General features: G+C 73.0%; 19 protein-coding genes and 3 tRNA genes. 12 read left to right on the forward strand and 10 right to left on the reverse strand.

Features of this window, described 5'->3' with window-relative positions; translation table 11 throughout:
* Positions 1-76 precede the first annotated feature (76 nt).
* The 5 genes from ACY0MR_RS24870 (at position 77) to ACY0MR_RS24890 (ending at position 6,977) form a co-directional block, all read left to right on the forward strand.
* Complete coding sequence (locus ACY0MR_RS24870; protein WP_473561880.1) at positions 77-1,060, forward strand: sirohydrochlorin chelatase; 984 nt, start codon at positions 77-79, stop codon at positions 1,058-1,060.
* A gap of 35 nt (positions 1,061-1,095) precedes the next feature.
* The gene (locus tag ACY0MR_RS24875) at positions 1,096-2,451 is read left to right on the forward strand and encodes a deoxyguanosinetriphosphate triphosphohydrolase (protein ID WP_361856973.1); all 1,356 of its coding nucleotides are present in this window, start codon (positions 1,096-1,098) and stop codon (positions 2,449-2,451) included.
* Between the two features lie 143 nt (positions 2,452-2,594).
* Positions 2,595-3,854 carry an NAD(P)/FAD-dependent oxidoreductase gene (locus ACY0MR_RS24880; protein WP_473555443.1) on the forward strand — a complete coding sequence of 420 codons (1,260 nt, stop codon included), beginning with the start codon at positions 2,595-2,597 and terminating at the stop codon, positions 3,852-3,854.
* Positions 3,855-3,920: 66 nt separating this feature from the next.
* The gene (gene dnaG, locus ACY0MR_RS24885; protein ID WP_388799079.1) at positions 3,921-5,819 is read left to right on the forward strand and encodes a DNA primase; all 1,899 of its coding nucleotides are present in this window, start codon (positions 3,921-3,923) and stop codon (positions 5,817-5,819) included.
* 147 nt (positions 5,820-5,966) lie between these two features.
* Positions 5,967-6,977 (forward strand): RNA polymerase sigma factor, encoded by a 1,011-nt coding sequence (locus ACY0MR_RS24890; protein WP_361856982.1) that lies wholly within the window; start codon positions 5,967-5,969, stop codon positions 6,975-6,977.
* Between the two features lie 46 nt (positions 6,978-7,023).
* Here ACY0MR_RS24890 and ACY0MR_RS24895 read toward each other — a convergent pair whose 3' ends face one another.
* From ACY0MR_RS24895 to ACY0MR_RS24910, 4 genes are all read right to left on the reverse strand, one after another.
* On the reverse strand, positions 7,024-8,970 hold the full coding sequence (locus tag ACY0MR_RS24895; protein ID WP_473555446.1) for an ABC transporter ATP-binding protein: 1,947 nt from the start codon (positions 8,968-8,970) through the stop codon (positions 7,024-7,026).
* A complete protein-coding gene (locus tag ACY0MR_RS24900) occupies positions 8,970-10,703 on the reverse strand; it encodes an ABC transporter ATP-binding protein (protein ID WP_361856988.1) in 1,734 nt (577 codons plus the stop codon). The genes ACY0MR_RS24895 and ACY0MR_RS24900 overlap by 1 nt, the downstream gene beginning before the upstream one ends.
* A gap of 106 nt (positions 10,704-10,809) precedes the next feature.
* Positions 10,810-12,249 (reverse strand): FGGY family carbohydrate kinase, encoded by a 1,440-nt coding sequence (locus ACY0MR_RS24905; RefSeq protein WP_361856991.1) that lies wholly within the window; start codon positions 12,247-12,249, stop codon positions 10,810-10,812.
* A gap of 30 nt (positions 12,250-12,279) precedes the next feature.
* Positions 12,280-12,591, reverse strand: a complete 312-nt coding sequence (locus ACY0MR_RS24910) for a YtxH domain-containing protein (protein WP_361856994.1) — start codon at positions 12,589-12,591, stop codon at positions 12,280-12,282.
* 169 nt (positions 12,592-12,760) lie between these two features.
* Here ACY0MR_RS24910 and ACY0MR_RS24915 point away from each other — a divergent pair.
* The 3 genes from ACY0MR_RS24915 to ACY0MR_RS24925 all read left to right on the forward strand — a co-directional run bounded on the left by ACY0MR_RS24915 (position 12,761) and on the right by ACY0MR_RS24925 (position 13,154).
* A tRNA-Asn gene (locus ACY0MR_RS24915) sits at positions 12,761-12,833 on the forward strand.
* A gap of 5 nt (positions 12,834-12,838) precedes the next feature.
* Positions 12,839-12,911 (forward strand) — tRNA-Asn (locus ACY0MR_RS24920).
* A gap of 166 nt (positions 12,912-13,077) precedes the next feature.
* A tRNA-Ile gene (locus tag ACY0MR_RS24925) sits at positions 13,078-13,154 on the forward strand.
* Positions 13,155-13,376: 222 nt separating this feature from the next.
* Here ACY0MR_RS24925 and ACY0MR_RS24930 read toward each other — a convergent pair.
* On the reverse strand, positions 13,377-14,714 hold the full coding sequence (locus ACY0MR_RS24930) for a chloride channel protein (RefSeq protein WP_388799091.1): 1,338 nt from the start codon (positions 14,712-14,714) through the stop codon (positions 13,377-13,379).
* A 169-nt stretch (positions 14,715-14,883) separates the two neighbouring features.
* Complete coding sequence (locus ACY0MR_RS24935) at positions 14,884-15,300, reverse strand: SHOCT domain-containing protein (RefSeq protein WP_361859701.1); 417 nt, start codon at positions 15,298-15,300, stop codon at positions 14,884-14,886.
* A gap of 242 nt (positions 15,301-15,542) precedes the next feature.
* On the opposite strand from ACY0MR_RS24935, the gene ACY0MR_RS24940 reads away from it, so the two are divergent.
* On the forward strand, positions 15,543-16,100 hold the full coding sequence (locus ACY0MR_RS24940) for a potassium channel family protein (protein WP_388799094.1): 558 nt from the start codon (positions 15,543-15,545) through the stop codon (positions 16,098-16,100).
* A gap of 16 nt (positions 16,101-16,116) precedes the next feature.
* On the opposite strand, the gene ACY0MR_RS24945 is transcribed toward ACY0MR_RS24940, so the two are convergent.
* The 4 genes from ACY0MR_RS24945 to ACY0MR_RS24960 form a co-directional block, all read right to left on the reverse strand.
* The gene (locus ACY0MR_RS24945; RefSeq protein WP_473555450.1) at positions 16,117-17,541 is read right to left on the reverse strand and encodes a DUF2252 domain-containing protein; all 1,425 of its coding nucleotides are present in this window, start codon (positions 17,539-17,541) and stop codon (positions 16,117-16,119) included.
* 60 nt (positions 17,542-17,601) lie between these two features.
* Positions 17,602-18,054 carry a DUF7144 family membrane protein gene (locus ACY0MR_RS24950; protein WP_388799100.1) on the reverse strand — a complete coding sequence of 151 codons (453 nt, stop codon included), beginning with the start codon at positions 18,052-18,054 and terminating at the stop codon, positions 17,602-17,604.
* A gap of 214 nt (positions 18,055-18,268) precedes the next feature.
* Complete coding sequence (locus tag ACY0MR_RS24955; protein WP_473555452.1) at positions 18,269-20,323, reverse strand: phosphocholine-specific phospholipase C; 2,055 nt, start codon at positions 20,321-20,323, stop codon at positions 18,269-18,271.
* A 236-nt stretch (positions 20,324-20,559) separates the two neighbouring features.
* On the reverse strand, positions 20,560-20,976 hold the full coding sequence (locus tag ACY0MR_RS24960) for an organic hydroperoxide resistance protein (RefSeq protein WP_361859714.1): 417 nt from the start codon (positions 20,974-20,976) through the stop codon (positions 20,560-20,562).
* 116 nt (positions 20,977-21,092) lie between these two features.
* Between ACY0MR_RS24960 and ACY0MR_RS24965 the strand changes: the two genes are divergently transcribed.
* The 3 genes from ACY0MR_RS24965 (at position 21,093) to ACY0MR_RS24975 (ending at position 23,419) form a co-directional block, all read left to right on the forward strand.
* Positions 21,093-21,575, forward strand: a complete 483-nt coding sequence (locus tag ACY0MR_RS24965) for a MarR family winged helix-turn-helix transcriptional regulator (protein WP_388799109.1) — start codon at positions 21,093-21,095, stop codon at positions 21,573-21,575.
* A gap of 84 nt (positions 21,576-21,659) precedes the next feature.
* Complete coding sequence (locus ACY0MR_RS24970) at positions 21,660-22,106, forward strand: GNAT family N-acetyltransferase (protein ID WP_361859720.1); 447 nt, start codon at positions 21,660-21,662, stop codon at positions 22,104-22,106.
* Entirely contained in the window at positions 22,103-23,419 is a 1,317-nt protein-coding gene (locus ACY0MR_RS24975; RefSeq protein WP_388799124.1) for an MFS transporter, read from the forward strand. Before ACY0MR_RS24970 ends, ACY0MR_RS24975 begins: the two co-directional genes overlap by 4 nt.
* Positions 23,420-23,565: the final 146 nt, after the last annotated feature.

The following is a 23,565-nucleotide window of genomic DNA, read 5'->3' on the forward strand; positions in this document are numbered from 1 at the left end:
GCTCGGACTCCAGCTCGGCCACGTGCGTCCGTACGGCCGCCGACCGCGGAAGGACGAGCAGGAGGTGCCCCCGCCCATGCCCACCCCGCCCCCCACCACACCCGCCGCCGAGCCCGCCCCGGAGCCCGCCCGCGACCGCCCGTCCGAGCCCGCACGCCGCATCCCCCGGGAGCCCGCCCGCGGTCGCCCCGCCGAGCCCGTACGCGGTGCCGACCCGGAGCTCGGTGACGGAGCCGCGCCGCCCCCCACCACACCCGCCGCCGAGCCCGCCCGCGGTGCCGCCGCACCGCTCCGGGCCGCCCCCGGAGGGGCGGCCCCGGCCGCGCCCGTCCTCGTCGCCGTCGGCCACGGCAGCCGGGACCCCCGCGCCCGTGCCACCCTCGCCCGCCTCCTCGAACGGGTCGGCGAACTCCGCCCCGGCCTCGACGTCCGCCTCGCGCACATCGAACTGAACACCCCGCTCCTCGACACCGCCCTCGCGGACCTCGCCGCCGAGGACCGGGACGCCGTCCTCGTCCCCCTGCTCCTCGCGCCCGGCCACCACGTCGGCCACGACCTGCCCGCCGCCCTCGCCGCCGTGCCCGGACTCCGCGCCCGCGTGGCCGGGCCGCTCGGCGCCCACCCGCTGCTCGTCGAGGCCCTCGCCGACCGGCTCGCGCGCGCCGGCTGGACCCCCGAGGACGGCGCCTCGCGGACCGCCGGGGTCGTCCTCGCCTCCGCCGGATCCCGCGACCCCCGCTCCGGAGCCGAGCTCCGCCGGATCGCCGCCCTCCTCGGCGAGCGCCTCGGCGGCGTCCCCGTCGTCCCCGCGTACGCCTCCGCCGCCGCGCCCACCGTGCCCGAGGCCGTCCGCGCCCTCGCCGCCCGGGGCCGCCACCGGGTCGCCGTCGCCTCCTGCTTCACCGCCCCCGGCCTCTTCGCGAGCCGCGCCGCCGCCCACGCCCCCTGGATCGCCTCCGAACCCCTCGGCGCGCACCCGGCCCTCGCCCGCCTCGTGCTGCACCGCTACGACCGGGCCCTGCGCGCGACCACCCGGGAGCGGGAACTCGCCGCCGTCTGAGCGCTTCTGTCGGTCCCTCCGGTTACCTTCGATGCATGGAAGGCATCGCACACAGCACAGCGACCAAGGGCAGCCCGGACCCCACCGACCCCGCCGGCACCGCCGACGCCACCGGAACCCCCGGCTACGACGCCGCCGCGACCGACCGCTGGGCCGCCGAGCCCGACAAACGCCCCGGCCGCACCGCCTTCCAGCGCGACCGCGCCCGCGTGCTGCACTCCGCCGCGCTCCGCAGGCTCGCCGGCAAGACCCAGGTCGTCACCCCCGGCACCCGCGGCCACGCCTGGGACGCCAGCCCCCGCACCCGGCTCACCCACTCCCTGGAGTGCGCCCAGGTCGGCCGGGAGCTCGGGGCCGCCCTCGGCTGCGACCCCGACCTCGTCGAGGCCGCCTGCCTCTCCCACGACATGGGCCACCCGCCCTTCGGGCACAACGGCGAGCAGGCGCTCAACGACGTCGCCAAGGACTGCGGCGGCTTCGAGGGGAACGCCCAGTCGCTCCGCCTCCTCACCCGCATCGAACCCAAGCGCTTCGTGCAGGGCGCCGACGGAGAGCCCGTCAGCGTCGGACTCAACCTCACCCGGGCCGCCCTCGACGCCGCCACCAAGTACCCCTGGGGCCGCGGCGGGCACCCCGACGACCCCGGCTCGTCCAAGTTCGGCGTCTACGAGGACGACCTGCCGGTCTTCGCCTGGATCCGGCAGGGCGCCCCCGGCCACCGCAAGTGCTTCGAGGCCCAGGTCATGGACTGGTCCGACGACGTGGCCTACTCGGTGCACGACTTCGAGGACGGCCTGCACGCCGGGCACATCGACCCCAACCTCCTCCTCGCCGAGCCCGAGCGCGCCGACATCGCCGCCGTCGCCATCGGCCGCTACGTCCCCGAGGACACCGACCCGCAGGAGCTCGCCGAGGCCCTCGACCGGCTCGTCGACCAGGACTGGTGGCCGCACGGCTACGACGGCTCGGCCGTCGCCCAGGCCCGCCTCAAGGACGCCACCAGCGAGCTCATCGGCCGGTTCGCGCTCGCCGCCGAGGGCGCCACCCGCCAGGCCTACGGCTCCGGCCGCCTCACCCGCTACGCCGCCGAACTGGTCGTCCCCCGGGCGACCCGCAACGAGTGCGCGGTGCTCAAGGCCGTCGCCGACCGGTACGTGATGCAGCGCGCCGAGCAGGAGGCCCTCCGCGCCGACCAGCGTGTCGTCGTCGCCGAGCTCGCCGAGGCCCTCGTCGCCCGCGCCCCCGACGGACTCGAACCGCAGTTCCGTTCCCTGTTCGACCAGGCGGGCGACGACCGGGCGCGCAAACGCGTCATCGTCGACCAGATCGCCTCCCTCACCGACGCCTCCGCCCGCGCCCTGCACGCCCGTCTCCGCCCGCACCACGGCTGACCGCGCGCGGGGCCCCCTCGGGGTCGGCCCTCTTCCGTCACCACCGTCCGTGCGGGACGCTCGCATGCACGGCCCGAGGCGGTACGGCCCGACGAACGCCCGGGGGCGTAGGTTGGAACCGGTCGCAAAGAGGAGGAAACGACGTGGTCGACGCAGATCAGACCTTTGTCATCGTCGGCGGGGGCCTGGCAGGGGCCAAAGCGGCGGAGACCCTGCGAGCCGAGGGGTTCAACGGCCGGGTGATCCTCATCGGCGACGAACGCGACCACCCCTACGAGCGGCCACCGCTGTCCAAGGGGTACCTGACCGGCGCGAAGGAACGCTCCGGCGTCTTCGTCCACGAGGCCGCCTGGTACGCGGGCCACGACATCGAGCTGCACCTCGGGCAGGCCGTCACCGCCGTCGACCGGGAGGCCCGCACCGTGCGCCTCGGCGACGGCACCGTCATCCGCTACGACAAGCTGCTTCTCGCCACCGGCGCCGAGCCCCGCCGCCTCGACGTCCCCGGCACCGAGCTGGCCGGCGTCCACCACCTGCGCCGGCTCGCCCACGCCGACCGGCTCCGCCAGGTCCTCGCCTCCCTCGGCCGCGACAACGGCCACCTGGTCATCGCCGGGGCCGGCTGGATCGGCCTGGAGGTCGCCGCCGCCGCCCGCGGCTACGGAGCCGAGGTCACCGTCGTCGAGTCCGACCCGACTCCGCTGCACCGGGTCCTCGGCCCCGAGCTGGGCCAGCTCTTCGCCGACCTGCACACCGACCACGGAGTCCGCTTCCACTTCGGCGCCCGGCTCACCGAGATCGTCGGCCAGGACGGCATGGTCCTCGCCGTCCGCACCGACGACGGCGAGGAGCACCCGGCCCACGCCGTGCTCGCCGCCATCGGAGCCGCCCCCCGCACCGTCCTCGCCGAGAACTCCGGGCTCGCCCTGGTCGACCGGGCCGACGGCGGCGGCATCGCCGTCGACGAGTCCCTGCGCACCTCCGACCCCGACGTCTTCGCCGCCGGCGACGTGGCCGCCGCCCACCACCCGATGCTCCACACCCGGCTCCGCGTCGAGCACTGGGCCAACGCCCTCAACGGCGGCCCCGCCGCCGCCCGCGCCATGCTGGGGCAGCACGTCTCCTACGACCGCGTTCCCTACTTCTTCTCCGACCAGTACGACCTGGGCATGGAGTACTCCGGCTGGGCGCCCCCCGGCACGTACGACCAGGTCGTGGTCCGCGGCGACACCGGCAAGCGCGAGTTCATCGCCTTCTGGCTCAAGGAGGGCCGGGTCCTCGCCGGGATGAACGTGAACGTGTGGGACGTCACAGACCCGATCCAGCAGCTCATCCGGGCCCGCACCGCCGTCGATCCCGAGGCCCTGGCCGACTCCTCCGTCCCCCTGGAGAGCCTGGCCTGACCGCCGCCGCCCGCGCGGCCCCGGATCCCTCCGAGGACCGCCCCCGGACCCCCGTACACTTCATGCGTGGCAGGCAGGATCAACGATGACGACGTGAAGGCGGTCCGGGACGCGGTCCCGATCGACGCCGTCGTGTCCGAGTACCTCCAGCTCCGCAACGCGGGCGGCGGGAACCTCAAGGGCCTCTGCCCCTTCCACGACGAGAAGTCGCCCTCCTTCCAGGTCAGCCCCAGCAAGGGACTCTTCCACTGCTTCGGCTGCCAGGAGGGCGGCGACACCATCGCCTTCGTGATGAAGATCGACCACCTCTCCTTCTCGGAGACGGTCGAGCGCCTCGCCGCCAAGGCGGGCATCACCCTGCGGTACGAGGAGGGCGGCTACAACCCCGGCCACCAGCGCGGGGAGCGGATCCGCCTGATCGAGGCGCACAAGGTCGCCGCCCAGTTCTACGTCGGGCAACTCGACTCGCCCGAGGCCGAGATCGGCCGGAAGTTCCTCGCCGAGCGCGGCTTCGACCAGGCCGCCGCCGCCCACTTCGGCGTCGGCTACTCCCCGGCCGGCTGGGACCACCTCACCCGCTACCTCCGGGGCAAGGGCTTCTCCGACAAGGAGCTGATCCTCTCCGGCCTCTCCCAGGACGGCCGCCGCGGCCCCATCGACCGCTTCCGCGGCCGTCTGATGTGGCCGATCAAGGACGTCGGCGGGGAGATCGTCGGCTTCGGCGCGCGCAAGCTCCGCGACGACGACAACGGCCCCAAGTACCTCAACACGCCCGAGACGCCGATCTACAAGAAGTCCCAGGTGCTCTACGGCATCGACCTGGCCAAGAAGGACATCGCCAAGGTCAGCCGCGCCGTCGTCGTCGAGGGCTACACCGACGTCATGGCCTGCCACCTCGCCGGCGTGACCACCGCCATCGCCACCTGCGGCACCGCCTTCGGCGGCGACCACATCAAGATCCTCCGCCGGCTCCTCATGGACAACGGCTCGGCCCGCGTCATCTTCACCTTCGACGGCGACGCGGCCGGCCAGAAGGCCGCCCTGCGCGCCTTCGAGGACGACCAGAAGTTCGCCGCCGAGACCTACATCGCCATCGCCCCCGACGGCATGGACCCCTGCGACCTGCGCCTCGCCAAGGGCGACGAGGCCGTCGCCGACCTCGTCCAGCCCCGCACCCCGCTGTTCGAGTTCGCGCTCCGCCAGATCGTGCGGCGCTACGACCTGGAGACCCCGGCCGGCCGGGCCGCCGCCCTCGACGAGGCCGCGCCCGTCGTCGCCCGCATCAAGAACATCGGCGCCCAGCACGAGGTCGCCGTCCAGCTCGCCGGCATGCTCGGCATCCTCGACACCCAGTTCGTCGTCAAGCGGGTCGCCCAGCTCGCCCGCTGGGCCCGCGACCGCGGCGGCAGGAACCCCGCACCCCAGCAGACCCCGCAGCGCGGCTACGACACCGCCGCCCCGACCGGGGCCCCCGTCTCCTCCGGACCCGCGCTCAACCTGCGCAGCCCCGCCCACCGCACCGAGCGCGAACTCCTCAAGCTCGCGCTCCAGCGCCCCGAACTCGTCTCCCCGGCCTTCGACGCCTACGGGGTCGACGAGTTCACCGCCCCGCCCTACGCGGCCGTCCGCCAGTGCGTCCAGGACGCCGGCGGCGCCACCGGAGCCCCCTCCGACTACCTCGACACCGTCCGCGAGGCCGCACCCAACGACACCGTCCGCGCCCTCGTCACCGAACTCGCCGTCGAGACGATCTTCGCCAAGAGCGTCGACGAGGCCTACGCCGGCGACCAGCTGGTCACCGTCCGGCTCCGCGCCGTCGACCGGCGCATCCGCGAGGTCCAGGGCACCCTGGCCCGCCTCGGCCCCCAGGGCGACCCCGAGCAGGTCGGCGCCGTCCAGAACGAACTCTGGGTCCTCACCCAGTACGGCCAGTCCCTCCGGAACAACGGCGCCGCCGCCCTCTGACGCACAGTCAGTCACGCCCCGGTCTCAAAAAGTCACCGCACGCCCCTCGTGGGCTCACTGTGTCGTACCCCACACTGGGTGACGGTGTCGTCGCGCTGCCCTACGCCCCCGGACCGGCAGCGATCACCCCCCTGGAGGTCGCCCGCCGTGCAGACCCGGATCGTGTCCCAGGAACCGCCCGCCGCCGCACCGGACGAGCAGCCGGAGACACCACCCCAGAGCCGCCGCCCCGATCCCGGCGGCAACGGGCCCTCCTCCGACCTCTTCCGCCAGTACCTCCGCGAGATCGGCCGCATCCCGCTCCTCACCGCCGAGGAGGAGGTCGAACTCGCCCGCCGCGTCGAGGCGGGCCTGTTCGCCGAGGAGAAACTCGCCAACACCCCGGACCTGGACACCCGGTTGGCGGGCGACCTGGACCGGATCGTCGTCCTGGGCAGGATCGCCAAGCGCAAGCTCATCGAGGCCAACCTCCGCCTCGTCGTCTCCGTCGCCAAGCGGTACGTGGGCCGCGGCCTCACCATGCTGGACCTCGTCCAGGAAGGCAACCTCGGCCTCATCAGAGCCGTCGAGAAGTTCGACTACGCGCGCGGCTACAAGTTCTCCACGTACGCCACCTGGTGGATCCGCCAGGCGATGTCCCGGGCCCTGGCCGACCAGGCCCGGACCATACGCGTCCCCGTGCACGTCGTCGAACTCATCAACCGCGTCATCCGCGTCCAGCGCCGCATGCTCCAGGAGCGCGGCTACGAGCCCACCGCCGAGGAGGTCGCCGCCCAGCTGGACGTGCCCCCCGAGCGGGTCGGCGAGGTGCTCCGCCTGGCCCAGGAACCCGTGTCCCTCCACGCCCCCGTCGGCGAGGAGGACGACGTCGCCCTCGGCGACCTCATCGAGGACGGCGACGCCGCCTCCCCCGTGGAGTCCGCCGCCTTCCTGCTGCTCCGCCGCCACCTGGAGGACGTGCTCTCCACCCTCGGCGAACGCGAACGGAAGGTCGTGCAGCTCCGCTACGGCCTCGACGACGGCCGCCCCCGCACCCTGGAGGAGATCGGCCGCATCTTCGGCGTGACGCGCGAACGCATCCGCCAGATCGAGTCCAAGACCCTCAACAAACTCCGCGACCACGCGTACGCGGACCAGCTGCGGGGGTACCTGGACTAGGGCGCGACCCGTGCCGCACCTCACGCGGCACGGGTCACCGTCCCGTTCAGTCGACCTCCGCCACCGCCTGCGCGAACTGCGCCGCGTACAGCCGGGCGTACGCCCCGCCGGACGACAACAGCTGCTCGTGGGTGCCCTGTTCGACGATCGAGCCGTTCTCCATCACCAGGATCACGTCGGCGTCCCGGATCGTGGAGAGGCGGTGCGCGATGACGAACGAGGTGCGCCCGTGGGCCAGTCGGGCCATCGCCTTCTGGATGAGGACCTCGGTCCGGGTGTCGACGGAGCTGGTGGCCTCGTCGAGGACGAGGATCACCGGGTCGGACAGGAACGCCCGCGCGATGGTGATCAGCTGCTTCTCGCCCGCGCTGACCCCCGCCCCGTCGTCATCGATGACCGTGTCGTACCCCTCGGGCAGGGTGCGGACGAAGCGGTCGGCGTGCGCGGCCCGCGCCGCCTCCTCGATCTCCGCCCGGGTCACCGCGCGCGTGGCGCCGTACGCGATGTTGTCCGCGATGGTCCCGCCGAACAGCCAGGTGTCCTGGAGGACCATGCCGATCCCGGTCCGCAGCCGCTCCCGGGGCATCCCGGCGATGTCCACCCCGTCGAGGGTGATCCGGCCGCCGGTGACCTCGTAGAACCGCATCAGCAGGTTCACCAGGGTCGTCTTGCCGGCGCCGGTCGGGCCGACGATCGCGACCGTCTGGCCCGGCTCCACCGTGAGCGACAGGTCCTCGATGAGCGGCTTGTCGGCCTCGTAGCGGAAGGAGACGCCCTCCAGGGCGACCTTCCCCTTGAGGTCGGCCGTCCCCCGGTCCGGGGACGTCCCCGGCTGGTCGGCCGGCGCGTCCGGCTCCTGCTCCTCCGCGTCGAGCAGCTCGAAGATCCGCTCTGCGGAGGCCACGCCGGACTGCACCAGGTTCGCCATCGACGCGACCTGCGTCAGCGGCATCGAGAACTGGCGCGAGTACTGGATGAAGGCCTGCACGTCGCCGATGGAGAGCGTGCCGCTCGCCACCCTCAGACCGCCGACCACGGCCACCAGGACGTAGTTGATGTTCGAGACGAAGAACATCACCGGCTGCATCACACCGCTGTTGAACTGCGCCTTGAACCCGGCCTCGTACAGTGCCTCGTTCTGCTCGCGGAAGTCCTTCGCGGACTCCTCCTGCCGGCCGAACACCTTCACCAGGGCGTGGCCGCTGTACATCTCCTCCACGTGCGCGTTGAGCGTGCCGGTGGACTTCCACTGCTGCACGAAGTGCGGCTGCGAACGCTTGCCGATCCTCGCCGCGACGAAGACCGACACCGGCACCGTGACGAGCGCCACGAGCGCGAGCAGCGGCGAGATCCAGAACATCATCGCGAGCACGCCGACGATCGTGAGCAGCGAGTTGATCAGCTGGCCCATCGACTGCTGGAGGGTCTGCGAGATGTTGTCGATGTCGTTGGTCGCCCGCGACAGGACCTCGCCGCGCTTGGCCTTGTCGAAGTACGACAGGGGGAGCCGCGCCAGCTTCGTCTGGACGTCCTCCCGCATCCGGTAGACCGTCCGGTTGATCACCTTGATCGACATACGGGTGGAGACCAGCATCAGCAGGCCCGCCGCCACGTACACGCCGAGGACCACGAAGAGCACCTCGCCGACGGCGGAGAAGTCGATCCCCTGCCCCGGCGTGAAGTCCACCCCGCTCAGCATGTCCGCCATGCCGGAGTCGCCCGAGGCCCGAAGCCTCTCGACGGCCTCCGCCTTGGTGCCGCCCTCGATCTGCCGCCCGACGACGCCCGCGAAGACGAGGTCGGTCGCCCTGCCGAGGATCTTCGGGCCGACCACGGAGGCCGCCACCGACAGCACACCCGCGAGGAGCATCACCCAGAGCGCGCCGCGCTCGGGCGCCAGCTGCCTCAGCAGCCGCTTGCCGGAGCCCTTGAAGTCCATCGACCGCTGGTCGGGGCCGCCACCGGCCATCATGCGTCCGCCAGGACCGGCCATCAGGCTGCCTCCGCCTCGGTGAGCTGGGAGAGCACGATCTCCCGGTACGTCTCGTTGTCGGCCATCAGCTCCCGGTGCCGTCCGGTGCCGACGACCCGGCCCTCGTCCAGGACGACGATCCGGTCGGCGTCCCGGATGGTGGAGACCCGCTGGGCGACGATCACGACGGTCGAGTCGGCGGTCTCCCGGGCGAGCGCGGCCCGCAGCAGGGCGTCCGTCTCGTAGTCGAGGGCGGAGAACGAGTCGTCGAACAGGTAGATCTCCGGCCGCTGCACCAGCGTCCGCGCGATGGCGAGCCGCTGGCGCTGTCCGCCGGAGACGTTGGTGCCGCCCTGGGCGATCGGCGCGTTCAGGCCGGCCTCCAGGTTCCGCACGAAGTCGGCGGCCTGGGCGACGTCGAGGGCGTGCCAGAGTTCCTCGTCGGTGGCGTCGGGCTTGCCGTAGCGGAGGTTGGTGGCGACGGTGCCGGAGAAGAGGTAGGGCTTCTGGGGGACGAGTCCGACGGTGCGGGCCATGAGGGCGGGGTCGAGGTGGCGGACGTCGACGCCGTCGACGAGGACCTCGCCGCCGGTGGCGTCGAAGAGGCGGGGGACGAGTCCGAGGAGGGTGGACTTGCCGCTTCCGGTCGAGCCGATGATCGCGGTGGTCTCGCCGGGCCGGGCCTCCAGCCGGACGTCCTTGAGGACGGACTCCTCCGCGCCGGGGTACCGGAAGTCCGCGCTGCGGACCTCCAGGTGTCCCCGCCGGTCGAGCGCGGTCACCGGCTTCACCGGCGGCACCACGCTGGACTCGGTCGCGAGGACCTCCTCGATGCGCTCGGCGCAGACCTCGGCCCGGGGCACCATCATGAACATGAAGGTGGCCATCATGACCGCCATCACGATCTGCATCAGATAGGCGAGGAACGCGGTCAGCGCGCCGATCTGCATCCCGCCGCTGTCGATGCGGTGGGCGCCGAACCAGACGACCGCCACGCTGGAGATGTTCACGACGGTCATGACGACCGGGAACATCAGCGCCATCAGCCGGCCGGTCGCCATCGACACGTCGGTCAGCTCCGCGTTGGCGCCGCGGAACCGCTCCTCCTCGTAGTCGTCCTTCACGAACGCCCGGATCACCCGGTTGCCGGTGATCTGCTCGCGCAGCACCCGGTTCACCGTGTCGAGACGCTCCTGCATCGTCCGGAAGAGCGGCCGCATCCGCCGGACGATCAGGGAGACCGAGACCGCGAGGACGGGCACCACGGCGAGCAGGACGCCGGAGAGCGGCACGTCCTGCCCCAGGGCCATCACGATGCCGCCGACGCACATGATCGGCGCGGAGACCATCAGGGTGAACGCCATGAGGACCAGCATCTGGATCTGCTGCACGTCGTTGGTCGTCCGGGTGATCAGCGAGGGAGCGCCGAAGTGCCCCAGCTCCCGGGCGGAGAACGACTGCACGCGGTCGAAGACCGCGGCCCGCACGTCCCGGCCCAGCGCGGAGGCGGTGCGCGCGCCGTAGAACACGGCCCCGATGTTGCAGACGACCTGGACGACGGAGACGCCGACCATCAGGGCGCCGAAGCGCAGGATGTATCCGGTGTCCCCGGTCACGACACCGTTGTCGATGATGTCCGCGTTCAGGGTCGGCAGGTAGAGGCTCGCGCAGGTCTGCAGGAACTGCAGCAGGACGAGCAGGGTGATGGGTTTTCGATAGGGCCCGAGGTGGGTTCGGAGAAGTCTTATGAGCACGGCTCCACTATCGCCCGCACGCCCGGGGCGTTACGACTCCGTTTCGGGGTGCGGGGGGAGCCCTGGGGAAGACTTTACGAACGGGGTCCGGGCCCCGCGGCCGGCCTCAGGACCCGAACGCCCCCGGGTGGAGCTGGTCCCGGGTCGCCCTGTACTGCTGCCGCACGGCCCGGCCCGCGGGCAGGTCGTCGCCCGCTTCCAGGATCTGCGTGGCGGCGCCCTGCCAGGCCGGGGGAGCGGACGGCGACAGGGTCCCCCGCGCCACCCCGAGGGCCCAGGCGGCCTGCCGGGCCGCGCCGAGCGCCGCGTAGTCGGCGGGCTGGGGGACGACGACCTGCGCGCCGAACAGCGCGGGCGCGAGCGCCTGCACCGCCGGAAGCGCGGCGGCGGCGCCGAGCAGGAACACCCGGCGCACCTCGACCCCGCGCCCGCGCAGCACGTCCATGGCGTCGGTGAGCGCGCACAGCATGCCCTCGAACGCCGCCCGCGCCAGGTGCTCGGGCTTCATCGACTCGCGCCGCAGCCCGCTGAGCGTGCCCGCGGTGTTCGGCAGGTTCGGGGTCCGCTCGCCCTCCAGGTAGGGCAGCAGGACGAGCCCGGAGGCGCCGGGGGTCGACTTCAGGGCGAGCGCGGACAGCTCGTCGAGGGAGTCGGTGCCGAGCATCTCCGCGGTGCCGCGCAGGGCCCGGACCGCGTTGGAGGTGTGGACGACGGGCAGGTGCATGCCGGTGGCGTCCGCGAAGGAGGTGATCATGCCGCCGGGGTCGGCGAGGGCCTCGTGGTGGACGGCCATCACGGAGCCGGAGGCGCCGAGCGAGACCACGGCGTCGCCGACCCCGAGCCCCAGGCCCAGCGCGGCGGCCATCGTCTCGCCCGTGCCGGCGGAGATGAGGAGCCCCTCGGGGGTGGTGCCGGCGGCCTCGGCCGGGCCGAGGACCTCGGGGAGCACGGCCTGGTGGCCGAGGGCCAGTTCGACGAGATCGGGCCGGTAGGTGCCGGTGCGGGCCGACCAGTAGCCGGTGCCGGAGGCGGCGCCGCGGTCGGTGGTGCGCCGGGCGGGCCGGCCGAGGAGCTGCCAGACCAGCCAGTCGTGCGGCTGGAGGACCATGGCGACCCGCCGGGCGTGCTCGGGTTCGGTGCGGGCCAGCCAGCGCAGCTTGGCCACCGGCTGCCCCGCGCCGGGCACGGAGCCGACGGCCTCGGCCCAGGCCTGGCGGCCGCCGAGCGACTCGACGAGGTCGGCGGCCGCGACCTGGGCCCGCTTGTCGTTCCGGACGAGCGCGGGCCGCACCAGGCCGCCCTGCGCGTCGAGCGGCACGAGCCCGTGCTGCTGCGCGGAGACCCCGATGGCCTGCACGCCCTCCAGGATGCCGCCGCCGGCGGCCTCCCCGAGGGAGAGCAGCCAGGTCTGCGGGTCGACGTCGACGGCCTTGGGTTCGCCCGGGTGAGGGGCGTATCCCTGCCGCAGTACGGCACCCGTGTCCGTGTCACAGACGACGATGCGTGTGAACTCCGCTGAGCTGTCGAGTCCGGCGACTATCCCCATGACACTTGATTCTGCCGCACGCGGGGCGGTTCAGGTGTTGCTGGTGCCCCAGTCGTCGTCCTCGACCTTCCCGTTGGCCCCGCCGCGCCCGGAGAGCGCGTGGAACCGGTCGGTCACCGAGGACGGCAGCCGGTCGCCCACCTTGTCGCCCACGACGTGCGCCGCCTTGCCCGCGACCTGCCGCCCGGTCTGGGCGGCGGACTCGGCGGCGTTGCGCACGGCCGGGTTCCGCGTGAACTCCTTCGCGGACTTCTTCATCTGCTCGTAGCGCTCGCGGCCGGCCCGCGTGCCGACCACGTAACCGAGGGCGAGTCCTACGACGAACGTCAGCTTGTATCGCATGGCCACCACCTTCCCTGGAGAGCTTCCCTGATGCATGGCTGGTGCCCTGGTGGTGCCACGGCGATACCGATTGGCGGAGCACCCCCCTGCTTGCGCTAATGTATGTGTCGCAGCGAGCAACCGCCCGCCCGGAGCATCCGGAGTGGGTACGTTCGGTGCAACGCAGCAATCCCCTGTAGCTCAATTGGCAGAGCAGCCGGCTGTTAACCGGCAGGTTACTGGTTCGAGTCCAGTCGGGGGAGCGCGATCCCCTGTAGCTCAATTGGCAGAGCATTCGGCTGTTAACCGGAGGGTTACTGGTTCGAGTCCAGTCGGGGGAGCGGAACGGAAGAGGACCCTTCGGGGTCCTTTTTCGCGTCCCGGGGAACCATGCGGCGCGCGGCGCAGTCTTCATGGTCGAGCAGAGCCGATCTTCCGGAGCAGGAGATCGTATGAGCGGCTATGCTGCGGCAGACGGCGCGCACACATGTACGCGCCTCACCGAACGGGGCGGTAGCTCAGCCGGTTAGAGCAGCGGACTCATAATCCGTCGGCCGTGGGTTCGAGTCCCACCCGCCCCACCACCTCGTGGTGCCCGCAGAATCGTTCTGACCAGCGCTTCCGCTGGTCGGACGAGGCGGCCCCCGGCCATGCCGGCCCGCGTCGCGCCTCTTCCCCCAGTGTGTGGACAGAGGACGCGGCCCCGCGGGCTCCGACACGCCGAAGTCACCCGGATGACGCAGCTCCGGCCCCGTGCGGCCCCACCGCGCGCCGCCTCACGGCCCGTGGCCGGGCCCCGTGCGCCCTCACCCGGCCGGCCGGTGCCTCGGCAGCAGCTCCGTGGCGACGAAGGCGATCACGGCCGCGAGGATCACGACCGGGATCATCTCCGTCCCGCCCAGCAGCAGGGAGACCAGGACGACGCTGCTGACCGGCAGCCGGAGGGTGGCGGCCGCGGCGGCACCCATGCCCGCCGCCATGGCCGGCACCAGGCCCAGGCCGGGCAGCGGGGCCAGCAGGACCCCGGCGGCGGCCCCCAGGAAGAGGGCGGGGAAGACGAGGCCGCCGCGCAGACTGCCCAGGCAGAGGGCGTACGCGGTCCCCTTGAGGGCCAGGACGGCGATCAGCGCCCCCACGCCCCAGGCGTGCGGGTCGGCGGCCAGCTGCCCCAGGGTCGCCTGGCCCGACAGCGCCACCTCGGCCGGGGAACGGCCGGTCGCCAGGGTGTAGAGCGCCGCGCAGGCCGCGGCCGCCACGGCGCACAGCGCGGTCCGCGCGGCCACCCCCGCGGAGACGAAGGCGGCGACCCGGCGGGCGGCGCCGAGCACCGGGTGCAGGAGGAGGGCGACGACGAGCGCGAAGGGCACCGCCCAGAGCACGTCCCCCACGTCCAGCCGGGGGAACGGCATCGGCAGCCGGAGGCTCAGGCTCCCCGTCTCCAGACCGGTCCAGTGCCCGATGCCGGTGAAGACCAGGGCCCCGACGCCGCTGGACAGCAGGGCGGGCAGCATCACGGCGAACAGCTGCGGACCGCCGGCCCCCACCACCTCCATCAGGAGCACCGCGGCGACCAGCGGATTGCCGAAGATCGCCGCGACCGCGGCCGCGGCACCGGCCGCGGCGAGCAGCGCGGTGCTCTTCGGGGTCGCCGGAACACGCGCGAGGTCCCGGAACACCAGGGCGAGACCGCCGCCCAGCGCGATCAGGGGCGCCTCCGGGCCCAGCACGGCACCGAGCGGCAGGCTCACCGCCGCCGCGAGCAGGACCCCCGGCAGCATCGCGGGCGAGGTGCCGCCGGCGTGGAGGCCCGAGGCGGGCACCTGCCCGCCGCCGCCGGGCAGCCGCAGGGCGATCAGCCCGACGAGGACCCCCGCGACCAGGAACAGCGGCAGCGGCCACCACCACGGCGGGGTGTCCCAGCCCAGGTCCCGGGGCAGGTCGGCCCACATGAGGTGCTCCAGCTCGTGCAGGGCGACCAGGAACCAGAAGGCCACCAGCGACACCGGCACGCCGATGGCGGCGGAGAAGACCAGGGCCTTGAGATAGCCCGGGGCGAGGAGCAGGTCGCGCAGCCGGTCCGCCTCCAGGGGCTGCTGCCGCTCCCCGCCGTCGGGATCCGCGGGGTGGACGTCGTTCTCCGCCATGGACGGCCCTCCTCGGTGCCGTGCCGCCGCCGGCGCCGCCGGCACCGCGCGGTCGGCCGCGTGGACTCGCTCCCCGGCCGGGCGGCCCATGGGACGTCGGCCCGCCCGCCGGCCCCCTGCACGGGAGTACGCCGCGGGCGCGGGGCCCGCGGCGCACTCCGGCGGTCCGTCAGCTCGCCAGGACCTTGGCCTTGGCCTGCGCGAACTCGGCCTCCGTGATCGCGCCGCTGCTCTTCAGGTCGGCCAGCCGGGCCAGTTCGTCCGCGTGGCCCGAGCCGCCGCCGGCGGTCTCGCGTACGTACGAGCGGAACTGCTCCTCGTTCTGCCGGACCCGGTTCAGCTCGCGCTCGCCCATCGAGCGCCCGCGGGCGATCAGGTACACGAACACGCCCAGGAACGGCAGCAGGATGACGAAGGCGGTCCACCCCGCCTTGCCCCAGCCGCCGAGCCCGTCGTCGCGGAAGATGTCGGCGATGACCCGGAAGAGCAGCATGAACCAGAGGATCCACAGGAAGAGGATCAGCATGGTCCAGAACATGTTCAGCAGCGGATAGTCCACCGCCAGGTTCACCACGGAGTCCTTCATGGCCGCTCTCCTGCCGATCGTGACCGGCCGCTGCCGCCTGTTCGGTGAGGCCGCGGTCCGGCGGGACGAACTGAATCCAGCGTGCGCCGCTCCGGGGCGCACCGCACGCCGGGGAGGATGCCGCCGGACCGGTGATCCTCCGGTGCGCCTGCCGCGCCCGGCCGGGAGCGCCTGGGACAGTCACCGCCCGGCCGGCCGGGTCCGGCACGGCCACGGGGTTCCGAGCGACCGAGAGGGGAAACGTGGACGGCAATCCGGGGGACCGGCGGTCGGCCGTGCTGACCGCCGTGCAGGCGGTCCTGTCGCTGACGGCGGTGCTGGCCGCCTACTACCTGCTGCCGCTGGACTCGTCCTTCAGCACCGCCACCGTGGCGGTGCTCGCCGGCGGCGTCGCCCTGGTGGGCCTGCTCATCGCCTGGCAGGTGCGCACCATCATGCACTCGGCCCGGCCGGGCCTCCGGGCCGTCGCCGCGGTCGCCGCGACGCTGCCCTTCTTCGTGCTCCTCTTCGCCGCCACCTACTACCTGCTGGGGCGCAGCGAGCCCGCCAGCTTCACCGAGACGCTGACCCGGACCGACGCCCTCTACTTCACGATGACGGTGTTCAGCACGGTCGGCTTCGGCGACATCAGCCCGCGCACCGAACTCGCCCGGCTGCTGACCACCGGACAGATGACCGCCAACTTCCTGCTGATCGGCGTCGCGGCCCGGTTCCTGCTGGGGGCGGTCCAGGAGGGCCGGCGCCTGCGGGGGCTGGAGGCGAAGGACGGGGAGCGGGGCGGCCCGCCCGCCCCGCCGTGATCCCGGCCGGCCTCGGTCAGGAGGCCTCCTCGGCGGGCAGCCGGCCCGCCCGCACGGCGTCGACCAGGGCCCGGTGGTCGCGCTCGTTCTGGTCGGCGTACGCCTCCGCGAAGCTCGCGAGGCCCCGGTCGAACGAGTCGCCCCGGCCCAGGTAGGAGGCGATCGCGATGCGGTCGCCGGACCGCGCGTGGGCGCGCGCCAGCGTCAGCCCGCACAGGTCGCCGAAGGCCCGCATGTCCCCGGGGCCCATCCGCTCGGGGACGGCGATGCCCTTCCAGTCGCGCAGCTGCCGCACGTAGAAGTCGCGCTTGCGCCCGTCGATCCCGTCGACGCGCTGCCAGCCCAGGAAGATGTCGCTGGTGGCCTGCATCAGGCGCTGGCCGGAGACGACGCGCTCGCCCTGGTTGCGGTACGCGCTCGCGCCCACGTACGGGGCGAGCACGGAGGTGTCCGCCTCCTTGGCCTGGAGGAAGAGCGGGTCCTCGTCGTCCCGGCCGAGGAGCAGGAAGATCCAGCAGCGGGTTCCGACGCTGCCGACCCCGACCACCTTGCGGGCGATGTCGGTCAGCCGGTAGTCCGCGAGGAGCGTGCGCCGGTCCGAGGTCAGGGTGGTGCCGTACTCCCCGACCAGGTCGTGGAACCGCTGGGTGAGAGCGGCCCGCTGGAGGTCGGGGAGGAGGTCGCCCATGGGCACGAGCAGCGGGGGGTCGGCCGCGATCACGGGCCGCCCCTCCACGGTCTCGGTGAGCCGGTCGAAGGCCTGGAGGCTGTCCCGGCCGCGGGCCTTCGCCATGGCGCGGGCCAGGTTCTTCCGGCCGCGCCTGCCGAGCAGGGTCGAGCCCAGGGCTTCGAGGCGGTCGGAGTCGATCTTCGAGTACCAGACGTCGAGGGTGCGCATGCCCGCGAACCTGATCATCGCCTCGCGGTAGGACCGGACGGTGTCCCGGACGATGCGGGCCCGTTCGGCCTCGTCGAAGCCGTTCGCGCGGGCGGCGATGACGAAGCTCGCCGAGAGCCGTTTGACGTCCCACTCCCAGGGGCCCGGGAGCGTCTCGTCGAAGTCGTTGATGTCGAACATCAGCTGGCGTTCGGGCGAGGCGAGGAGACGGAAGTTCAGCATGTGCGCGTCCCCGCAGAGTTGGGCGGTGAGCCCCGAGCGCGGGGTGAGGGACAGGTCGGACGCCATGATCGCGGCCGCACCGCGGTAGAAGCGGAACGGCGACTCGATCATGCGGCCGTAGCGGATCGGGACGAGCTCGGGGACCCGGGTCGCCGACTGCGCCTCCAGGATGGTCAGCGGGTCGGGCCGGTCGGCGGGCGGCCGGTACTCGGCGTGGCCGGACCGCGGCGAGCGGCGCCGGGCCTTCCTGCCGAGCGCCGCGCGCTCCTTCGGTGTCGCACCGCGCGCCGCGCGCAGCGCCGTGGTGGCTTTCCGGGGCATCGGAACCCTTTCTGCTCGGTCCCCCCGGGGTGCCGCGACCGCCTCGCGGGGCCGGGCCGGTCAGTCGGCGGCGGTGTGCGACCAGCTGGAGCACAGGGCCCAGATGACGAACACGTCGATCGCCAGGAGGGTGATCGCCCACCATGGCTGGTACGGCAGCCAGAGGAAGTTGGCGATCATGCTGAGGCCGGCCAGGAAGACGCCCGCCGCCCGCGCCCAGTTCGCGCCCTGGAAGAGGCCCACGCCGGTCAGGGTGACGAGGATGCCGAGGATCAGGTGGATCCAGCCCCAGGAGGTCAGGTCGAACTCGAAGACGTAGCTGCCGACGCGGGCGTAGACGTCGTCCTCGGCGATGGCCGCGATGCCCTGGAGGATGGCGAGGATGCCCGCGAGGGTGAGGAGGACCGCGGCGAACACCGTGCCGCCGCCGGCGACGCCCCCTCCGTGGCGGTGCGCCTTCCCCGGTGCGGTACCGGCGTCCCCCCGACCCCCGGTGGGTGTGTGCTGGCTCATGGCAGTCACCTCGCAGCGTGCGGTTCCCGGCCGGACGGGCCCGGGCCCTCGGACCGCCGGGACCTGCTCGGCGGCCGGGCCGGGATCGCCCACCTCCGATTATCAGGGCGGGTGCGGCGGCCTGCTCGGTGACCGGATCCGTCCGCCGGAAGGCCCCGGGGGCCGGTGCGCGCCGAGGGGGCGCGTCCGGGCCGCCGGGGGTTCCGCCGGGGCGTCAGTACGTGAGGATGGCCGGGTCCGAGACGCTCGCCGCGCCGGTCTCGACGTGGCCCGCGAGCCGGCGGACGTAGTCCGTGCTCGCGGACGAGGTGACGGTGACGTCGTACCAGTGGTGGGCGGCGGAGACGGCGACGCTGTGGGTGACCGTGGCGCCCTTCGCGACGGAGAGCGTCTTCTGGGCGCCGCCGTAGGCGTTGACGAGGGTCACCGTCGCGGTCGTGCCCGTGTTGGTGAACGTCAGGTCCAGCGTGCCCGCGCTGGTGTTGTGGCGGGCCGTGACCTCCGGGACGGCCGTCTTGCCGGGGGAGCGGAAGCGGCGGACGAAGCCGTTGGGGCCGTGGACCGTGAGGTCCGTGACGCCCTTCGAGTACGTGGTGTTCCAGGTGTCCGCGATCGTCTTGCCGGCCTCGGTCGTGTAGGTCCAGGGCGCGTCGGTGCGGTTGGCCGAGGTCACGTAGAACTGCGCGCCCGCCGAGGGACCGCCGCCGAAGGTGAGGCGGAACCTGCCGGCCGCGGTGTCGGCGGCGCCGTCCACGAACGGGGCGTACTTCAGCGGGCGGGTGGGCTTGGCGCCGCGTTCCTGGCGGGGCATGGTGCCGGTCGCCGGTGCGGTGGCGAGGAAGTCGGGGTGGCGGTTCCTGTCCGGCGGGAAGTAGCCGGACGTCGGCGGCAGGGCGGCGGCCGAGGGGTCCGTGCGGGAGAAGTCGAAGGCGGAGGTCAGGTCGCCGCAGACGGCCCGCCGCCAGGGCGAGATCTGGGGTTCGCGGACGCCGAAGCGCTGCTCCATGAAGCGGATGACCGAGGTGTGGTCGAAGGTCTCGGAGCAGGTGTAGCCGCCCTTGGACCAGGGCGAGACGACCAGCATGGGGACGCGCGGGCCGAGGCCGTAGGGGCCTGCCACGTAGCCGGTCTTGCCGGGGAAGTGGTCGAGGCCGGTCGCTACGGTGGAGAGGCCCTGCGCGGCGGAGCCGGGGACGTAGGGCGGGACGACGTGGTCGAAGAAGCCGTCGTTCTCGTCGTAGGTGATGAACAGGGCGGTACGGGCCCACACGTCGGGGTTCGAGGTCAGCGCGTCGAGGACCTGCGAGATGTACCAGGCGCCGTAGTTGGCGGGCCAGTTGGAGTGCTCGGAGAAGGCCTCCGGGGCGGCTATCCAGGAGATCTTCGGCAGCCGGCCGCCCTGGACGTCGGCGCGCAGCCGGTCGAAGAAGCCGTCGCCGGCCTTGGCGTTCGTGCCCGTGCGGGCCTTCTCGAACAGCGGGTCGCCGGCCTGGGCGTTGCGGTAGGTGTTGAAGTACAGGAGCGAGTTGTCGCCGTAGTTGCCGCGGTAGGCGTCGTTGATCCAGCCCCAGGAACCGGCGGCGTTCAGCCCGTCGCCGATGTCCTGGTAGATCTTCCAGGACACCCCGGCCGCCTCCAGGCGCTCCGGGTAGGTCGTCCAGCCGTAGCCGGCCTCGGCGTTGTTGAGGACCGGGCCGCCGCCGGTGCCGTCGTTGCCGGTGTGGCCGGTCCACAGGTAGTAGCGGTTCGGGTCGGTCGAGCCGATGAACGAGCAGTGGTAGGCGTCGCAGATCGTGAACGCGTCGGCGAGCGCGTAGTGGAACGGGATGTCCTCGCGGGTGAGGTACGCCATGGTGGCCTTGGTCTTGGCCGGTACCCAGTTGTCGTACCTGCCCTTGTTGAAGGCGCTCTGGCCGCCCGCCCAGTCGTGGTTGAGGCCCTGGAGGAACTCCATGCCGAGCTTCGCGCTCTCCGGACGGAAGGGCAGGGTGACCTTGCCGCCGTCCGACTGGTTCCAGACCGACTTCCCGCTGGGCAGGGTGACGGGGCGGGGGTCGCCGAAGCCCCGTACGCCCTTCATCGCCCCGAAATAGTGGTCGAAGGAACGATTCTCCTGCATCAGGACGACGATGTGCTCGATGTCCTGGATCGTTCCGGTGGAACCCTGCGCCGGGATGGCGGCGGCGCGCGCGATGCTGTCCGAGAGCATGGTCAGCGCGGCGGCGCCGCCCGCGAGTTGAAGGAACCGGCGGCGGTCGAGGTCGGCCATGGGGGAGTTCTCCTCCGGGTCGGTACGGGGCACGGGTGGGGGTGCGCGTGCGGCGGCCCGGCGGACCGGCCGACGGGCGCCCCACAGGAGAGCGCCCGTGAACCACCGCCCGGGGGCCGTTCCATGACTGCCCGTCGTACGGCAGACGAATCCCCCGTGCTCCAACGGAAGAGCTCACAAGCGAACGCCCCCGACGGTCGGAGAACCGTCAGGGGCGTACAGGAAGCGACAGGAACCTACTCGACGACGAGGTCGACCGTGATGTTGCCGCGGGTCGCCTTGGAGTACGGGCAGAAGGCGTGGGTCTTCTCGAGGAGGGCCGCGCCGGCCTCGCCCTGGAGGTGGTCGGGGAACTCGGCGCGCATCACGACGGCGAGGCCGAAGCCGCCGTCCGCGGCGTCCTTGCCGATGGAGACCTCGGCGGTGATGGAGGCCTCGGAGATGTCGATCTTCTCCTGGCGGGCGACCAGGTTCATCGCGCTGGCGAAGCAGGCCGCGTACCCGGCGGCGAAGAGCTGCTCGGGGTTGGTGCCCTGACCGTTGCCGCCGAGCGCCTGGGGGTGGGCGAGGGGGAGGTCGATGTGGCCGTCGGAGCTGACGGCGCGGCCCTCGCGGCCGTTGGCGGTGGCGACGGCGGTGTAGATCGCGTCCATGGTGTCCGTTCCTGTCCTCGGGAGGTGGTGTGCTGCGGTGGCCCTCTATTAGTAGCGCATGATTAAGTTGTGCACAACTCAATCATGCGTGAGGGGTCCTCGCGTATCCTGGAGCCATGGAGACGCTCGACACCGTCCCGGACGAGGACTTCCTCCGGCTCGACCACCAGATCTGCTTCTCGCTGCACGCGGCGACCCGCGCGTTCAACGGCGTCTACCGCGAGGCGCTCAAGGAGCTGGGGCTCACCTACCCCCAGTACCTCGCGATGCTGGTGCTCTGGGAGCACGGCGAGCTGCCCGTGAAGGGGATCGGGGAGCGCCTCCGGCTCGACTCCGGCACCCTGTCCCCGCTGCTCAAGCGCCTGGAGGCGGCCGGCTACGTCGAGCGGCGCCGCAGCCCCGAGGACGAGCGGTCCGTCACCGTCCGCCCCACCCCCGAGGGGGTCGCGCTCAAGGAGCGGGCCCGCGACGTGCCGCGCCGGATCGCCGCCGCGACGGGCCTCGACCTCGCCGACATCCGCGACCTCCGGGAGCGCCTGGACGCCCTGGCCGCCCGTCTCGACGGAGTCGACCCGGGCGACCTGGGCACCTGCGGCTGAGCGTCCCACCCGGCACCGGCTCCACCTTCGGCCCTTGACCAAAACGTAAGGATCGAAGGCCGTAGGCGCCCCTATACTCACCCCATGTCCGAGTTCACCGTCCGGCGTGCCGACGCCGACGATTCCAAGCGCCTCACCAGGCTGGTCAGGAACTCCCGGGCCTATCGGGGGGACTACGCCACGATGGTCGAGGGGTACCAGGTCGGTGGCGCGTACATCGAGCACCACTCCGTGTTCGTCGCCGTCGACGCGACCGACCGGGTGCTCGGGTTCTACGCGCTGCTCGTCGACGACGCGGAGCTCGACCTCGCGTTCGTCGCCGACAGCGCCCAGGGCCTCGGCATCGGGCGGCTGCTCATGGCGCACATGACCGGGCAGGCCGCCGCCGCCGGACTCGACGCCGTGCGGGTCGTCGCGCACCCGCCCGCCGAGGAGTTCTACCTGCGCACCGGCGCCGTCCGGACCGGAACCGTCCCGCCCGGCGGCCGCATCCACTGGGAGCGTCCCGAGCTCCGGTACGACGTCGCGTGACCGCCGCCCGGCCGCGCTCCCGGCAGCAGCCCCCCGAACCCCCGCCCGCCGCGACCCCGCCCCCCGGAGCTCCCGCTCCCGAGCGGCGCCGGCTCTTCGCCGACCTCACACCGCTGCGGACCTCCGCCCACTACCGCCGCCTCTGGTTCGGCGGCGCCGTCTCCTGGGTCGGCCAGGGGATGACCTCGCTGGCCGTCTCCCTCCAGGTGTACGACATCACCCGGTCGCCCTTCTCCGTCGGGCTGGTCGGACTGTTCTCGCTCGTGCCGCTCGTGGTCTTCGGGCTCTACGGCGGCGCCATCGCGGACACCGTCGACCGCCGCAGGCTCGGGCTCTACAGCGCCTGCGGCTCCGCCGTCCTGTCGGCCGGGCTCGCCGCCGCCGCCTTCGCCGGCTTCCACCGGGTCTGGTTCCTCTACGGGATCGTCGCCCTCCAGGCCGTCTGCGCCGCGCTCAACGCGCCCGCCCGGTCGTCGATGATCCCGCGGCTCCTGCCGCCCGAGCAGCTGCGGGCCGCCAACGCGCTGAACTCGATGGTCACCACCTTCGGCATGCTCGTCGGGCCCAGCCTCGGCGGGCTGATCGTCGGCTTCGCCGGATACCAGACCGCGTACCTCGTGGACGCCCTCGCCTTCGCCGCGAGCCTCTACGCGATGTGGCGGCTGCCCTCGATGCTGCCGGACCGCAAGGAGGGCGGGAAGCGGGCCTCCGTGCTCGACGGGCTGCGGTTCCTCGCGACCCGGCCCAACCTGCGCATGACGTTCTTCTCGGACTTCTGCGCGATGATCCTCGCCCACCCCCGCGCCCTGTTCCCCGCCGTCGCCGTGCTCTGGTTCGGCGGCGACGCGAAGACCGCCGGACTCCTCGTCGCCGCGCCCGCGTGCGGGGCGCTGCTCGGCGGGGTGCTCTCCGGCTGGCAGGGACGCGTCCGGCACCACGGCCAGGCGATCCTGCTCGCCGTCGCCTGCTGGGGGACCGCCATCGCCGCCTTCGGGCTCACCCGGAACCTCTGGCTGGGGCTGCTCCTGCTGGCCGTCGCGGGGTACTCCGACACCGTCTCGATGATCTTCCGCAACACGATGATGCAGGTCGCGGCGCCGGACGAGATGCGCGGCCGGCTCCAGGGCGTGTTCATCGTGGTGGTCGCCGGCGGGCCCCGGCTCGGGGACTTCCTGGCCGGCTCCGTGGCCGACCTGACCTCGCCCGCGGTCGCCGTCACCGGAGGCGGGATCGCCTGCGTCCTCGCCGTCGGCGCCCTCGCGCTGTACGGGCGCGGTTTCCGCCGGTACGACGCGCTCGACCCGACTCCGTGATCAATTCTCCCCGAACGGCACGTCCTGTTCTGGCGGTTGGCCGCCACGGCGCATAACCGCCAGCGCGGAGCGGAGTCAACTCCCGCCCACCTGGCCAAGACTCCTCGCGGCACCCGGAAACACCCCCGACCCCGGGCCCACGAGGA

It is taken from the genome of Streptomyces sp. JN8, assembly GCF_055808075.1.

What these genes read in the sequence shown, in the direction of transcription:
- ACY0MR_RS24870 (WP_473561880.1), top strand. Translation starts at nt 77, where the DNA reads ATGCCCACCCCGCCCCCCACCACACCCGCCGCCGAGCCCGCCCCGGAG.
- ACY0MR_RS24875 (WP_361856973.1), top strand. Translation starts at nt 1,096, where the DNA reads ATGGAAGGCATCGCACACAGCACAGCGACCAAGGGCAGCCCGGACCCC.
- ACY0MR_RS24895 (WP_473555446.1), bottom strand. Translation starts at nt 8,970, where the DNA reads ATGGCCGGTCCTGGCGGACGCATGATGGCCGGTGGCGGCCCCGACCAG.
- ACY0MR_RS24905 (WP_361856991.1), bottom strand. Translation starts at nt 12,249, where the DNA reads ATGGGGATAGTCGCCGGACTCGACAGCTCAGCGGAGTTCACACGCATC.
- ACY0MR_RS24910 (WP_361856994.1), bottom strand. Translation starts at nt 12,591, where the DNA reads ATGCGATACAAGCTGACGTTCGTCGTAGGACTCGCCCTCGGTTACGTG.
- ACY0MR_RS24930 (WP_388799091.1), bottom strand. Translation starts at nt 14,714, where the DNA reads ATGGCGGAGAACGACGTCCACCCCGCGGATCCCGACGGCGGGGAGCGG.
- ACY0MR_RS24935 (WP_361859701.1), bottom strand. Translation starts at nt 15,300, where the DNA reads ATGAAGGACTCCGTGGTGAACCTGGCGGTGGACTATCCGCTGCTGAAC.
- ACY0MR_RS24945 (WP_473555450.1), bottom strand. Translation starts at nt 17,541, where the DNA reads ATGCCCCGGAAAGCCACCACGGCGCTGCGCGCGGCGCGCGGTGCGACA.
- ACY0MR_RS24950 (WP_388799100.1), bottom strand. Translation starts at nt 18,054, where the DNA reads ATGAGCCAGCACACACCCACCGGGGGTCGGGGGGACGCCGGTACCGCA.
- ACY0MR_RS24955 (WP_473555452.1), bottom strand. Translation starts at nt 20,323, where the DNA reads ATGGCCGACCTCGACCGCCGCCGGTTCCTTCAACTCGCGGGCGGCGCC.
- ACY0MR_RS24960 (WP_361859714.1), bottom strand. Translation starts at nt 20,976, where the DNA reads ATGGACGCGATCTACACCGCCGTCGCCACCGCCAACGGCCGCGAGGGC.
- ACY0MR_RS24965 (WP_388799109.1), top strand. Translation starts at nt 21,093, where the DNA reads ATGGAGACGCTCGACACCGTCCCGGACGAGGACTTCCTCCGGCTCGAC.
- ACY0MR_RS24970 (WP_361859720.1), top strand. Translation starts at nt 21,660, where the DNA reads ATGTCCGAGTTCACCGTCCGGCGTGCCGACGCCGACGATTCCAAGCGC.